The sequence below is a fragment of the Achromobacter sp. genome, from assembly GCF_032102605.1.
GTDB lineage: Bacteria > Pseudomonadota > Gammaproteobacteria > Burkholderiales > Burkholderiaceae_B > Achromobacter.
The window spans coordinates 83,294-97,355 of record NZ_DAMDGT010000017.1 but is presented as its reverse complement, the minus strand read 5'-3'; the positions used below and the strand labels follow the sequence as shown (position 1 = coordinate 97,355).

Sequence of the window (14,062 nt, the reverse complement as noted above, 5' to 3'; positions counted from 1 at the left end):
TTGTTGCGCTGTCTTGGTGATTGCTCTTTATTAAGCTGCTGATGCTGAAGGAACTTATGCAAATGAACGTCTCGGCCCTGGGCTCGCGGCGCCACCTGACCGTGGCCATGCTGCTGCTTGCCGCACTGACACTCACGGGTTGCCAGCTGCCGCGGTCCGGCCCGATGCTCAATGAAATGACGGGGGCTCACGATGACAAGGACGTCATCGTGATGCCCGTGTCTCGCGACCTCGTGCAGAAGAGCAGGGTGCCCGAGGTGGCCGATTTCCCCGTCCGTTACCGCGATCTGTCGGAAGCGGGATTCGATAGCCTGGTTCCTGGCGACGGCATCAACGTGAAGGTGTGGGAGCGCGGCGGCCTGGGTGTGTTCGCCGCCGATCCGTCCGGCGTGAGCGACCTGGGCAACCAGGAAATCAATCGCCTGGGCTATGTCACGTTCCCGATCATCGGCAAATTCCGGGCGCAAGGCTTGACGCTGGGACAGTTGCACGACTCCATCGTGGCGCGGCTGAGCAAGCTCGTCGTCGGCGCCGACGTCAGCGTGACGCGCGCCGCGGACGCGCGCGGGCAGATGGTGACGGTGCAGGGCAACCTGACCAAGCCAGGCATGTACCCGATTACGCAGACGTCCCAGCGCCTGAGCAGCGCGCTGGCGCAAGCCGCGCCGGTGCAGACGAATCCGGAGCAGCTGATCGTCAGTCTGCGCCGGGACAACCAGGTGGCGTCAGTGCGCCTGTCGGATATCTACCGGAACCAGAACAACGACATCCTGCTGCGGTCTGGCGACGTCATCACCGCCTACGACTCCAAGGAGTTCCTGACGGTGCTGGGCGCGGCAGGCCAGCAAGGCCGGGTGGCGATCAGCAAGCGCAACTACAGCGTGCTGGACGCGTTGGCGGATTCCAAAGGCCTGGACGACAAGCTGGCCGACCCGCGATCCGTGTTCCTGTTCACCCCCGCGACCGCCGGGACGGAAGGCAAGCCGGACCAGCTGCCCGTGGTCTATCAGTTCGACCTGACCCGTCCGGAGCAGGTGGCGCTGGCGCGCGAATTCACGGTGCATGAGGGTCAGGCGATCTACATTTCGGACGCCCCGTTCACGCAGGTGCAGAAGGTGCTTTCCGCCTTCCGCGTCACGATGAGCGCCGGCTTCAGCGCCACGCGAGCCATCGACAGCGATTCCGGCTCCAGCTCGACCGGCGTAGCCCAATAGCGCGTCGATGAGTAACGAGGATCGGATCAAAGGCTGGCGATCGCGCCGGAAAGACAGTAACTACACGGTAGGGGCCGGCGTCGCCGCCTGGCGGCTGGACCCGGCCAAGCTGTTCGAAGCCAAGGCCACGCCGGCCGTGCTGTTCAAGCCGTTGCTTGCCCGCTTGCAGGGCGAGCCGCACGACTCCGTGGCCGCCCGGCGGGCGGTGTACGAGGCCGTGCAGGCGGAGCTGGACGCGGAGATTGCCCGCAGCGGGGTCGACGAGACCCTGGCTGACTTCTCCCGGCGGCGCCTGCGCATCATCGTGCGCCTGCTGGAGCAGGACATCCGCGCGGGTGTCGAGGTATTTGCGCCGGGATACATGCCGGCCAAGCTGGTGGCCGAGGACGAGCGTCTGGCCGCGGCGCATGCGCGGCGCGTCGAGCGGCGCAAGCAGGACGAAGCGCGCGAAGCGCGGCGCCATGCATCGCGCAACGACATCGCGCTGGAAATCGAGGTGCCGCGGGACGAAGCGGGCGACCTGGAGATCCTGCGGGACCACCTGCGCGTCCTGCACGAAGGACATCCGCCGGAGACGGCAGGCCAGGCCCGGCCGGTCGGGCGCACGCTGATGGCGATGTTCATCTACCAGCTGCGCGTGATGCACGGCGAAAGCCGCATCGCCCTGGTGTGGGCGCTGGTCGGCCCGGTGGTGCTGCTGACGCTGATTTCGTCCTTGTACATCCTGATGGGCACGCATTACATCCTGGGCATGGACGTGCAGACGTTCTCGCTGTTGGGTGCGACGACCTGGATCATGTTCCGGCAGATCGCGTTCAGGAGCAGCACGGCCTATGTGTCGGCTCGCGGCCTGCTGAACTTCCAGGGCGTCACGCCATTGATGTGTGCGCTGGTGCAGGCGCTTATCTATGTGTCGGTGTATCTGGTGGTGTTCGGGGTGTTGATCACCGCCGGCCACGCGATTGGCCTTATCACGCTGCCGAAAAGCTGGGCCGGGTTCCTCCTTTTCGTGGTGCTGATGGGAGGTTGCGGGACGGCGATGGGGGTGTTGTTCGGCTCGATCGCGACCTACTGGCACTTCTTTCTTCGGCTCGCACCGATCATCGAGCGCTTCTTGCAGATCTTCGCGGCCGTCTTTTTCGTGTCGGAGCAGTTTCCGGAGCAATTGCGCCCCTGGATGCTCTGGTCGCCGTTCGCGCATGGCATGCAGCTGCTGCGTTCGGCGTATTTCCAGGCGTACGAGTCGCACGATGCCAGCTTGGGCTATTTCCTGACCTCGCTGGTGTTCCTGATGGTGGTCGCGCTGATCGCTGAGCGCCTCGCCCGTCCCAATGTCCAGCCGATGTGAGTTAACAGGTCCTAAAGATGATCCATTTGAATGGCGTCACTGACGAACCCTACGCCTTCGGCAGCCGGCAGCCGCTGCTGGCCAACGCCACGCTCGATATCCCGGCCGGGCGCTACGCGCTGCTGTCGCCCGCGCCGGAAATGCATCGCCAGCTCGTGGACGTGCTGTGCTGCCTGCGACCGCCGCGCCAGGGCTTCGTGAAGCACGATGGCAACGTGTCGTGGGCGATCGGGCGGCAGGGATTTATCCGTGGCAAGGCGAACGGTCTGAGCATGATCGATTTCGTGAGCGAGATGTACGAGATCGACGCCGACACGACCTACGAGCTGGTTGCAGACCTGATCAGCGATCCCAAATGCCTGGCCAAGCCCATGGAGCATTGGCCGCTCTACGCAAGGCAGGAGTTTTCGTTCGCGCTGGCGCTGGCGCCAGCGTTCGACGTCTACGTGATCGAAGGGACCATGCCCTTCGAACCCTGCCGTTTCACCCGACTCTGGCTCGCCCTGTTCGAAGAACGGCTGGTCGGTCGGACTCTTATTTTTTCCAGTTACCGCCAGAATCAGTTGGCGGATTACTGCTTCAAAGGCTTGATCTATGAACGAAGCGCGCTCAGCATCGACGACGACCTCGACCAGTGCCTCCGCAGGTATCCCCCGCGACGATCTCGGAGCGACGCCGGCACAGGCGACGACGTCCTCGGCGGCAGCTTCGACGACGTCGGCCTCTGAAGGCGGCTCCGAGATCGAACGCCGCCGCCGCGAGCGGCAGTCGGCGGTGCGCGAGCGCCGTCGCCATCGCTGGATCAATGCGCTCATCGTCCTGGCGCCGGTTGCGATTGCCCTGTTGTACGTGTCTTTCGTCGCGACGCCGCGCTACGAGGCCGAGTCGCGGTTCTTCGTGCAGTCGGCGTCGGGCCAGCAAGGCGGCGCGGGCGCGGCGGCCAGCCTGCTCACCACGGGGAATTCGGGCGGCATGCTGGGCGGGTTCGTGGACGGGTGGGCGGTGGCCGACTTCCTGAAGTCGCGCGACGCCATGCAGCAGCTCGACAAGAAGGTCGGCTTGCGGCGCTACATGATGAACGAAGGGTGGGATCCGCTGAATCATCTTTCCGAGGACTCCAGCGAGGACGACCTGTATCGCGCCTATCAGGCGTCGGTGCACGTCTCCTTCAACGCGCTGGAACAGATCGACGTGCTGCGCGTAAGCGCGTTTTCTTCCGAGGACGCCGCCATGCTGTCCAAGGAGCTGATCGGCCTTGCCGAAGAATTCGTCAGCTCGATGAACAAGAAGGGCGTCGCCGACAAGCTGAAGGTCAGCGAAGAGTCGGTCAAGTTTGCCGAGGAGAAATCTTTCGCCGCCCGCGACGCGCTGATGGCATGGCGCACCCAGCACGGAAACATCGATCCGACCGCCACCGTGTCGATGCTGCTGAACCTGTCCAGCCAGCTCGAAGCGGAACTGAGCACTGCGCAGATCAACCTGGACAAGATCCGGGCCCTGGGCAACAAGGATCATTTCATGCTCAAACCGGCGCAGATGCAGGTCGCGGCCTTGAAGAAGCGGCTTGCGTCCGTGCGCCATCGCTTGAGCGGGGACGGCAACACCGAAGCCAAGCAGCTCAAGTCGTACGAGGCGTTGCGCAACACCCAGGCGTTCGCGGATTCGAACCTGACCCTGGCGCAGCAGTCGTATCAGCAGGCGATGACGGACGCTTTGCGTCTGCAGCGGTACCTGTCCATCATCGCGCAGCCGGTCCCCACGGACCGGCCCAGCAGCCCGCGCGTCGGCATCCTGCTGTTGCAGGCATTGGCGTTGGGCTTTGTGTTCATGTTCATCGCTCGCGTGGCGATGGCTTTGTTGAGGGGGCTGCGTCATGGTTGACACGGTTATGGAAACTCGCGCGACCGAGTCCGTCGCGGATGCGCGGACCGCCACCGCCCGCCTGCGCGAGGTCATCGGACAGATACGCGCCTCGGCCGATCCCGAGCGCGACATGGCTGCGCTGGAGCCCGTGCTGCGGCAGGCCAACGACGGTTGGCGCGACGTGCGGCGGCTGCTGGTTGCGCCTTACATCAAAGAGGCGCGGATCGATCTTGCGGTGGCCGCGCTGAATGTGCTGATCGGCGTCCTGCCGTCGCGTGCCGACGACCGCCGCCTGCTCGCCAGCCTGTTGGGCCGCCTGGGGCAATGGGACCGGGCGATCGCCGAGGCGGACGCCGCCGCGGGCATCGAACCTGGCAACGCGGCGCTGCATGCCGCGCGGATCCAGCTGCGCGTGCAGGCCGACCGGGTGCCCGAGGCCGCCGAAGTCGCGCGCGCGACCCTGGACCAGGCCCGGGCTGAGCCCGGCGAAGCGCATTGGTGGATGACGGCCTTCGTGCGAAACGGCGATGCGGCCGAGGCGGCGGGCATCGCAGCCGCGCTGGATCCGGACAAGCTGCCCAACGAACGCGTGGCGACGACGGCCCTGCGCGCGCTGATGGCCGACGGCCGCACCGCGGCGGCGATCACGTTCGGCGACGCCGCCCTTGGCGCCGGCCACGATTGCGCGGCGCTGCGTTCGTCGCTGGGTCTGTCGCATCTGCGTCGCGCCACCGAGGATGATCGCAAAGTCCATGCGCTGACGCATTTCGAGGCGGGCTTGCAGGCAGCGCCGACGGACGTGAGGCTGTTGACGCTTTACGGTGAAACCCTGCTGCGCGCCGGCCGCTACAAGGATGCGGTGGCGCCGTTGGCCCAGGCTCTTGAACTGGCGCCAGACCTGGAGCAGACGCGCGCGCTGTACGCCCGCGCGCTGCGCTACACCTTGCAGTACGACGAGGCAGCCGAGCAGACCCTGAAGCTGCTCGAGAAATCGCCCGACAACCTGCTGTGGCAGCGCTCGGCCATTGGCGCGCTATCGCAGGCGGGCCGCAAGCAGGAGGCCGAGAACCTGTTCGAGCAGTACGTCGCCGCGCGGGGCGCGCGGCTTCCTGAAACCTTCCAGGAAGCCATGGCCCGCATGGAGGAAAAGCTGGACACCGCGCCCATTCCGCAGGCCCGCCTGGACTGGGCCTGGTCGATGCGTGGCGACACGTCCATCGACCGCGCCACCTGGGAGCGCCGGGCGCGCTGGGGCCACATGATCGACCATCTGCTGTTCGACTGGCTTGAATGCCGCGAAGAGCGTGTCGAAGAGGCCATGGAATTGCTGGGCGAACTTGATACCGGCGAACAGTTCTTTGCGCCGTTGCTGGCGGCAGGGCGCGGCGTCGTGGTCGCCACGGCGCACGTCGGCCCCATGTACGCCGGCCTGATGGCCCTGGAATTGGTGGGCATCCCGTCGCGTTGGCTGGCCACGGCGCCCAGCGTGGCCAAGAGCAGCTATTCCGCTGCCCTGATCTCCACCGCCGATCAGAGCGAGGCGCAGGTCGCCAAGGCCTGCATGCGCGCGATCGGATCGGGCTACGTGCTGTGCCTGGCCATCGACGGCGCCGCAAACCCCGCCGCGCCGCGCACGACGTTCGAAGGACAGGACGTGACGTACTCGAGCTTCGCGTCCCATCTGGCGCATCGCCTGAACGTGCCGTCGGTGTTCTACGCGCCGCGCTGGGAGAACGGGCGCGTGGCGTACACGCTGGAAATGCTACCGGCGGCCAATCCGGGCGAGGACCCGGACGCCTATGCGCAGCGCTGGCAGAAGGCGTATTTCGAACGGCTTCGGGAACATCTGGCCGGGGCGCCCGAGAACCTGCGCCTGAGCGGCGGCATCTGGCGCCATGTGACCTCCGCGGATCGGTCCGCGCAAGAATAGGAAGCGGATTCGATGTTTGCACGAAAAAAGGCGATAGCCTGGTTGTTGGCGCTGGCGGCGCTGTACGGCGGCGCGGCGGCCGCCGAGGAGCGGTGCGCGGCGCCGGATGAACAGTGCTCGTTCATTGCCACGTTGCTGCAGCAGCGTGAAGGCTATGGCGCCAAGGCCACGGGCGGATTGGGCGGCAAGTTCATCGTGGTGACGTCGGACCAGGACAAGGGGCCAGGCACGTTGCGAGCCGCCCTGGCGCAGGCCAAGAAAGGGCCGACGTGGATCCGCTTTGCATCGGACATGACCATTGTCCTGGACTCGCAGCTGCGCGTGCCGTCCAACACGACGATAGACGGACGCGGCAAGCGGGTCGCCTTGATCGACGACGGCCTGGGCGTGTACGGAAGCCAGAACGTCATTCTGACGCACTTGACGATCGACGGGCGGCTGAACCGGCTTACGCAGGCCGTGAACGTGGCCAACGGCAGCCGCGACGTGTGGGTCGACCACATGGATCTGTCGCGCATGTCCGACCGCCTGCTCAACGTGAAGAATGGCTCGACCGACGTGACGATCTCGTGGACGAAGTTCCACAATTCAAACAAGGTCATGCTGCTGAACAACATCACGTCGAAGAATCTGTTTCACAACTACGATCGCGACTCGATCGCCCGCGTGACGTTGCACCACAACTATTTCTTCAACACCGTGCAGCGCAATCCACGCGCGCAGTTCGGCACGTTTCACCTGTTCAACAACCTGGTGGAGAACTGGGATTTCTACGGCATGAGCTTCAGCCTGGAAGCCAAGGCGCTGGTTGAAGGCAACATCTTCAACAACGACTCACAGCGCAAATGCGCGGAACCGGAATTCTTTCCCACCGTGGAAGGGATCAACGTGAATTACTGCAGCTATATCCCCAAGGCGTCGCAGCGCAGCGCGCTGGGCAACGGCGAATCCGATCGGGGCGCCTACGAGAAGCGTAAAGACCAGCACGGCTATACCCGCGACTACAAGGCCTTTCTGCGGCTGAAGGACAACCTGTATCTGGGCGATGCGAAGCCCGTGCTGCAGGACTACCGGCCCGAGTCGGCGCCGGTCCCGCCGTACTGCTACGGCTACGAGAAGCCGACGCCGGATCTGGCCGAAAAGATTCGCGAATTCGCAGGCAACACGCCTGCGAATACCCCGTTGCCCGAATCGCGCACCGGCGCGGGTTGCGCAAAGTGATGCCACGGGAGTGAGCTTCGTCATTTTGGCGCCAACCCACGCGTAGCGCGCGTCAGCACGTTCATTCCAATAGGTCAGGGGCCATGTCCGATATCGTCGTTTTTGTCCGAAGTCAGCCGCGGTTTGGCGACCAGATCGTCGCGTTTCCCACGCTTTACCTGCTGAAACAATGGTGGCCGGACAGGCGGGTGCGGGTCGTTTCGCGCTACGAGGTGGGCGATTACTACACCTGCCTGCCGTGGGTTGACGAGTTCATTCGCGCCGATGCGTTCGGCGAGCAACTCAGGGCGCTTCCTGCCCGGGCAAGCGCATCCCTGACGTTGCATCATACGAGCGAGCGTTTCGCGCTCATCAACCTGCTTCGCAGGCCCGCGCTGCGCGTGGGTTTCAAGAACCGAAGGGTTGGCGACTGCGTCTGGACGCATTCCCACACCAAGGACATTCGCGAGTACATCGGCCTGGCGAACCTGCGTCTCCTGGAAACGCTACGCGGGCACGATGCGCATTCCACCGCGCGCCAGTGCTTCACTCAGATCGCAAAGCTGTGCGTGGACAAGACTAAGCCGGCTGACATCGTCCTGATCCCGGGAGGGGGAGCGGGCGAATTCAAGCGGTGGTCGCTGGATCACTATGTGGCCCTGGCCGGGATGATCCGGGCGCGGCTAGGAGGAGCAGCGCAGTTCACCTTTGTCCTCGGGCCGGACGAAGCCGCCGAGCGTGACCGCCTGGAACGCATGCAGCGGCCGGATTTTCGCGTGGAATTCTGCCGGCCGGTGGCCGACCTGGCCGCGCTGATGCAGGACGCGCGCCTGATTGTTTCGAACGACTGTGGCCCTTCCCATATTGCGCAGGGCGTCTGCGTGCCCTACGTGGGCGTGTTCAACGAACCCAATCCGGAGTGGTTCTGGGCGCGAGAGTATGCCCGGGACGTCGTGCCGGAAGTCTTGTCGGCCGGCATCAATTCGATCCATCCGGAACGGGTGCTGGAGGCCTGCATGGCCGTGCTCGATGCGCCACGGCCGCGACCCGCTTACGCCCACCGTGTTGGATAGCTACCGCGTTCAGGGAAGCACCGCCACCTTGCCCACATGCCTGCGCGTTTCGACGGCCTGGTGCGCCATTGCGATGTCTTCCAGCGCGTAGGTGTGCACCTGCGGGTGATGCAGACTGCCATCCGCCAGCCATTGGTTGAGCTGTGCGATGGCCTTTTGCTTCTGCACCGGCGGCATGGTGTAGACCAGCAGGAACGACAGCCGCAGATTGCGGCGCATCAGGTCGCGCACCGGCAAGGCGGGCTGCAGGTCGGTGTCCGACGCATAGGTCGCAATGTGGGCGCCATTTTCGGCCAGCGCCAGATTGCTTGACAGGTTGCCCGCGAAATCCAGGTCGATGAAGGCGTCGAAGCCTTCGCGCTGCCGCTGGGCCAGCCATTGCCTGGCTGCGCCATTCAGGTCGGCGCCACGCGGTGCGGTCTCGATGCCGGCCGCTTGCGCGATACCAGCCTGGTCAGCGTTCGACACACTGGCCAACACTTCGGCGCCGCGCAGTCGCGCCATTTGCGCTGCGTAGAACCCCACGGCGCCAACGCCGCCATGCACAAGCACACAGCGCCCGGCCTGCGCCTGGATCTGTTCGTTGCAGTACCAGGCCGTCAGGGCCGGCACGCCCAGCGAGGCGCCCACTTCCAGCGGCACGCCGTCAGGCAGGGGCACGGCCAGTCCTTCGGGAACGGTGACCATTTCCGCCGCCGTGCCGTTAGGCCTGCCGAGTTGGCATTCGTAGAGCCAGACGCGCTGGCCCACCCGGCCCGCGTCCACGCCCGCACCCACCTGCAGGATGACGCCGGCGCCATCCTGATGCGGAATCGTGAGCGGCCAGGGATTGGCGCGCGCACCCGAGCCAGTGCGCGTCTTGACGTCGGAAGGGTTGACGCCCGAGACGGCGACGCGGACCTGGACCATGCCGGCGCCGGGCGATTCCGGCGGCACGTCTCCGACACGCAGCACGTCCTGCGCCGCGCCGGGGATTTCGTAGAAGGCTGCTTTCAAGAAGGCTCCTTATCGGTTGGCCATGCCCAGCACCGCCTTGGCCACGATGTTGCGCTGGATCTCGTTGGAGCCGCCATAGATGGTGGTGACCAGCGATTGCAGGAACGGCGCGGCGGGAATGAGCGAGGTGCCGTCGTTCATCGCCACGCCGGTCCAGGTTCCCCCGGCTTCGTCGGCCCAGCGCACGATTTCGCGGGCGATGCGGACGTAGGTTTCGGTGGCCAGGACCTTCAGGCCGGAAACCGATGGCGGCAGCAGTGCGCCACGCCGCACGATGTCCGCGAAAAGGCCATACAGCGATTCCAGTTCGCGCACGTCGCCCAGCAGTTGTGCATAAGTCTGGCAGAACTCGGGCAGTTCGAACAGGGACTGGCTGTCGGCCAGTTGCTCAAGATGATGCAGGGCCTGGCGCGACTGCTGGGGACTGCCGGCGAAGATGCGTTCATAGCCGAGCAGGTCCTTGGCGATGGTCCAGCCCATGTTCAATTCGCCCACCAGGTTCGTGGCGGGGACCTTCACGTCTTCAAAGAAAACCTCGCAGAATTCCTGCTCGTCGATGATGTTGGTGATCGGCCGGATGGTCACGCCCGGCGACTTCAGGTCGATGAGCAGGAAGCTGATGCCGGCCTGCGGCTTGACGGTCTTGTCGGTGCGCACCAGCGCAAAGATGTGGGTCGCGTCGTGGGCCAGCGTCGTCCAGATCTTCTGGCCGTTGACGATGAAGTCGTCGCCCACGCGCCGCGCCTCGGTGCGCAGCGACGCCAGGTCGGAACCCGCGTTGGGCTCGGAATAGCCCTGGCACCAGATGTCCTGGCCCGACAGGATCCGCGGCAGGTAGTGCGCCTTCTGTTCCGGCGTGCCGTGCTGGATCAGCACCGGGCCCAGGTTGATGATGCCCTGGTCGGGCAGTCGCGCCGCGCCCCAGCCTTCCATTTCCTCGAAGAAGATCAGCAGTTTGGCGGGCGACAGGGCCATGCCGCCGTGTTCGCGCGGCCAGGCGGGCGCAAGCCAGCCGTTGCGCGACAAGGTCTGGTACCAGTCGCGCACTTCAGCGAGGCGCAGGCGGCGCGGCACGTGCCGCAGATGCTGCGGGTAGTTCGAACGCAGGAAGCCGCGCACCATCAGGCGGAAGCCCTCGTCGCTCATGGCGGCGTAGTCTTCGCCCGACGCCGCGACGCCGTCGGCCTGAGCCTGGCGGCCACCTTGCTGGCGCAGGGCCAGGTAGCGCGCCTGCAGCGTGCGCGGACTGCCCAGCCAGCTTGCCAGGTGCAAGGCGCGCTTGAGATAGATGCCGATGTCGTATTCGTCGGTGTATCCGATGGCGCCGTGAAGTTGCACGGATTCGCGGCATAGCGCGATGACCCGCTCAGCGATGCGGGATTTGGCCAACGCCGCCACGCGCGGCAGCGCAGCCGGGTCCTGGCTGGCCTCGCGATAGCTGTCGGCCAGCAGGGCGCCGCACGCCATGACGCCCACGTAGGCGTCCACCATGCGATGCTGCAACGCCTGGTTGGCGCCGATCGGACGGCCGAACTGCACACGCGTCTTCAGGTAATCCAGCGTCATGCAGAACACGCGCCGGGCGATTCCGTAGAGTTCGCTGCACTGCAAAAGGCGCGTCGTCTCCAGCGCCTGCTGGCAGACGCTGTCCACGGCCTCGCCTTGCGCGACGATACGCGTGGCGGACAACACGACGTCCATCTGCAGCGTGCACAACAGGCTGCCGTCCGCGCGCTGTTCGGTTTCCACCGTGACGCCGGCGTCGTCCGGCCGCAGCCAGACCAGCGTCGGCAGCTCGCCCCTGCGGGCGTGCACCAGCCAGCCGGTAGCCCCAACGGGCGACACCCACCGCTTGCTGCCCACAAGGCGGATCCGATCGCCCTCGATGCTGGCGGAGGTCGACACGGAAGTCGGGATGAGTTCGCCGGGGTTTTCCTGCCAGGCAAGGCCCAGCACGGCCGATCCGCTGATCACGTCGTTCAGCAGGTCGCGGGCCAGCGCGTTGTCCGCAAAGGCCGGAAGCACGAGGGCGGGCAGGGCGCCGGCGCCCAGATAGGGGTCGGGCAGGGGGGATTCGCCGACGGCAGTGGCGATTGCGCCCAGCACTTCGACGTCCAGGCCCAGCCCACCCAGGCTTTCGGGCACCGTGACCGACGTCCAGCCGGCTTCAGCGAGCGCCTTCCAGGTGGCGGTATCCCACCCCGGGCTGGCGCCGCGCAGTTCGCGCAGTCTTGCCATTGGCGACACCTGGGCCAGGATGCCCGCCGCCGCCTCCATGAATTCGGCTTGCCGGGGCAATGGGCCGAAAATCGAAAAAGAATCGAGTGCGTTCATCATGGTCCTTCTGTGACGGCATGGCTTGGAAAGGGAGCTGCAAATTCTAGGGTCGCGTCCGCGGTCCGTTCATAACGCTTTGTTGAGAGCTGCTATTACAAAACTGCTGGGGTGCAATGGCGGGAACCTTCCTAGAATTGCCCCTAAATCAAGACAGCCACAACGGCGAGGAGACAGGAAAATGCGTGTATTGATGGCGTGGATAGCCGCGTGCATATCCACCGCGGGCATGACCGCGACGGCTTCGGCTGCCGACGCGTCCGTGGAGCGTATCGTCGTCCCGTATGCGGTCGGCGGCGTCACGGACCTGTATGGCCGTGTGCTGGCCGAGCGTTTGCAGGCGGACCAGGGCAGCCCGATCATGGTCGACAACCGTCCGGGCGGCGGCGCCGCGATCGGAACCGCCTATGTCGCCAAGAGCCCGGCGGACGGTCGCACGGTGTTGCTGGGCAGCGTGGGCACGGCGACCAATCCGGCCATGATCAAGAGCATGCCCTACGACCCCCGCGACATCGTGCCGGTGGCACAGGTGGCGACCAGTCCGCTGGTCCTGTACGTCCGGGCCGACCTGGCGACCGACGTGCCGCAGTTGCTGGCCCATGCGCGCAAGGCGCCGGGCGGGCTGTCGTTCGCAAATTCAGGGGTCGGATCAAGTCCGAATCTGGCGGCGGCGCTTTTCGCGCGTCAAGTGGGCCTGCAGGTCACGCACGTCAGTTACCGGGGCACGTCCGCCGCCATCAACGACTTGCTGGGCGGACAGGTGGACGCGTACTTCGACACCCTTCAGGCGATGACGCATGTGAAGTCCGGCCGCATCCGGGCGCTGGCCGTGGCGGCGCCCGAACGGCTGGAAGCGGCGCCGGACCTGCCCACGCTGGACGAGCTGGGCGTGCGTGACGTCCACGCGTCGAGCTGGTGGGGGATTTTCGTGCCGGCCAAGACCTCCCGGGAACAGATACAGAACCTGCAGGCGCGCCTGCGCAAGGTGATTGCCGAGCCCATCGTGCAGCAGCGGGCGCGTGAAATGGGGGCGGTTGCCCTGTTCCGCGACCAGGCGGCTTTCCAGCAGTTCTTTGACAGCGAGGTGGCGCGCTGGAGCGAAATCATCGTCGCCGAGAAGCTGTCGGGCCAGTGACGCCATGGCGAAACCGAATGACTCCGCAGGCTGGGACTTGCGCGCGCTGCGGATCTTTTCGATGGTGGCGCGCAGCGGCAGCATCACCAAGGTGGCCATTGACCTGGGCGTAAGCCAGCCCGCCGTCAGCCGCTATCTTTCGATGCTGGAAAAGCAGTGCGGCGGCTACCTGTTCACGCGCAATGGCCGCGGGATGGGCCTGACCGAGCTGGGTCGCCAGGTGCAGCCCGCGATCGAACAGGTGCTTGCCAGCGCGATCGGCCTGAACGACGTGGTGGCTGCAGCCCACGGGCAGGTGTCGGGCACGGTGCGCATCGGCACGCTGCCTTCGCTGAGCAATGCGCTGATCATTCCCTTGCTGCTGCGGTTGCAGCGCGAGTATCCGGCCATCCAGGTGCAGATCGTGGAAAGCGCGGCCGGGCAGATCGAAAGCTGGCTTGCCCACCACGAGATCGATATCGGCCTGCCGTACCGCAGCCACGATGCGCTGGGCAGCGACGAGGACGTCCTGCTGCGCCTGCCGTCGTACCTGATCGGCCCGCCCGGCGACCGCATCACCGCCGACCGCCAGGTGCCGTTCGCCAAGCTGGACGGCCTGCCGCTGGTGCTGTCGCGCAAGCCCTCGTCCGTGCGCATGATGCTGGATGAAATGGGCCGGCGGCACAACGTCAATATCAGCGTGTCGGTGGAGGCGGACTCGGGCTTCATCCAGAAGCAGATGGTGGTCCGACGCGCCGGCTACACCCTGCTGCCGTGGCATTTCGTGGCCGCCGAGGTCGAACGGGGCGAGCTGCAGGCGTCCGAGATCGTCCAGCCCTCCGTCCTGCGCATCGTGTCGCTCATGCTGACCGACCGGCCGACGCAGGCCGTGAAAGTCGTGACCGCCCTGCTGCGGGAAATCGTAAGTGAATCATTGACCCAGCTCGACGCCCGCCCGCCGGGTGCGAGCTGATAACAACGAGCCAGCCG

Annotated in this window: 11 protein-coding genes; 9 read left to right on the top strand and 2 right to left on the bottom strand. The window is 65.7% G+C overall.

Translation table 11 applies throughout. The features are described from left to right. Positions 1–56 precede the first annotated feature (56 nt). The 7 genes from RT614_RS25790 (at position 57) to RT614_RS25760 (ending at position 8,628) form a co-directional block, all read left to right on the top strand. Positions 57–1,214, top strand: a complete 1,158-nt coding sequence (locus tag RT614_RS25790; protein ID WP_313625099.1) for a polysaccharide biosynthesis/export family protein — start codon at positions 57–59, stop codon at positions 1,212–1,214. 7 nt (positions 1,215–1,221) lie between these two features. Beyond that, complete coding sequence (locus tag RT614_RS25785) at positions 1,222–2,562, top strand: ABC transporter permease (protein WP_313625098.1); 1,341 nt, start codon at positions 1,222–1,224, stop codon at positions 2,560–2,562. A gap of 17 nt (positions 2,563–2,579) precedes the next feature. Beyond that, complete coding sequence (locus RT614_RS25780) at positions 2,580–3,290, top strand: ATPase (RefSeq protein ID WP_313625096.1); 711 nt, start codon at positions 2,580–2,582, stop codon at positions 3,288–3,290. 121 nt (positions 3,291–3,411) lie between these two features. Next, positions 3,412–4,443: a sugar ABC transporter gene (locus RT614_RS25775; protein WP_313625119.1), complete on the top strand. Its 1,032-nt coding sequence runs from the start codon at positions 3,412–3,414 to the stop codon at positions 4,441–4,443. Beyond that, complete coding sequence (locus tag RT614_RS25770) at positions 4,436–6,355, top strand: Vi polysaccharide transport protein VexE (protein ID WP_313625095.1); 1,920 nt, start codon at positions 4,436–4,438, stop codon at positions 6,353–6,355. The genes RT614_RS25775 and RT614_RS25770 overlap by 8 nt, the downstream gene beginning before the upstream one ends. A gap of 12 nt (positions 6,356–6,367) precedes the next feature. After that, complete coding sequence (locus RT614_RS25765; RefSeq protein ID WP_313625094.1) at positions 6,368–7,576, top strand: polysaccharide lyase family 1 protein; 1,209 nt, start codon at positions 6,368–6,370, stop codon at positions 7,574–7,576. Between the two features lie 83 nt (positions 7,577–7,659). Then, on the top strand, positions 7,660–8,628 hold the full coding sequence (locus RT614_RS25760; protein ID WP_313625092.1) for a glycosyltransferase family 9 protein: 969 nt from the start codon (positions 7,660–7,662) through the stop codon (positions 8,626–8,628). Between the two features lie 9 nt (positions 8,629–8,637). Here the strand turns inward: RT614_RS25760 and RT614_RS25755 are convergent, their stop codons facing one another. Both RT614_RS25755 and RT614_RS25750 read right to left on the bottom strand, forming a co-directional pair. Beyond that, entirely contained in the window at positions 8,638–9,624 is a 987-nt protein-coding gene (locus RT614_RS25755) for an NADPH:quinone reductase (RefSeq protein ID WP_313625091.1), read from the bottom strand. Between the two features lie 9 nt (positions 9,625–9,633). Then, positions 9,634–11,961, bottom strand: a complete 2,328-nt coding sequence (locus tag RT614_RS25750) for an acyl-CoA dehydrogenase (RefSeq protein WP_313625090.1) — start codon at positions 11,959–11,961, stop codon at positions 9,634–9,636. A gap of 178 nt (positions 11,962–12,139) precedes the next feature. Here RT614_RS25750 and RT614_RS25745 point away from each other — a divergent pair, with 178 nt between their 5' ends. Further along, positions 12,140–13,093: a tripartite tricarboxylate transporter substrate binding protein gene (locus RT614_RS25745; protein WP_313625089.1), complete on the top strand. Its 954-nt coding sequence runs from the start codon at positions 12,140–12,142 to the stop codon at positions 13,091–13,093. Between the two features lie 4 nt (positions 13,094–13,097). After that, entirely contained in the window at positions 13,098–14,045 is a 948-nt protein-coding gene (locus RT614_RS25740; RefSeq protein WP_313625087.1) for a LysR family transcriptional regulator, read from the top strand. Positions 14,046–14,062 lie beyond the last annotated feature (17 nt).

Excerpts from the sequence above, each read along its gene's own strand:
- RT614_RS25790 (WP_313625099.1), top strand. The coding sequence starts at position 57 with ATGCAAATGAACGTCTCGGCCCTGGGCTCGCGGCGCCACCTGACCGTG.
- RT614_RS25785 (WP_313625098.1), top strand. The coding sequence starts at position 1,222 with ATGAGTAACGAGGATCGGATCAAAGGCTGGCGATCGCGCCGGAAAGAC.
- RT614_RS25780 (WP_313625096.1), top strand. The coding sequence starts at position 2,580 with ATGATCCATTTGAATGGCGTCACTGACGAACCCTACGCCTTCGGCAGC.
- RT614_RS25770 (WP_313625095.1), top strand. The coding sequence starts at position 4,436 with ATGGTTGACACGGTTATGGAAACTCGCGCGACCGAGTCCGTCGCGGAT.
- RT614_RS25765 (WP_313625094.1), top strand. The coding sequence starts at position 6,368 with ATGTTTGCACGAAAAAAGGCGATAGCCTGGTTGTTGGCGCTGGCGGCG.
- RT614_RS25760 (WP_313625092.1), top strand. The coding sequence starts at position 7,660 with ATGTCCGATATCGTCGTTTTTGTCCGAAGTCAGCCGCGGTTTGGCGAC.
- RT614_RS25750 (WP_313625090.1), bottom strand. The coding sequence starts at position 11,961 with ATGATGAACGCACTCGATTCTTTTTCGATTTTCGGCCCATTGCCCCGG.
- RT614_RS25745 (WP_313625089.1), top strand. The coding sequence starts at position 12,140 with ATGCGTGTATTGATGGCGTGGATAGCCGCGTGCATATCCACCGCGGGC.
- RT614_RS25740 (WP_313625087.1), top strand. The coding sequence starts at position 13,098 with ATGGCGAAACCGAATGACTCCGCAGGCTGGGACTTGCGCGCGCTGCGG.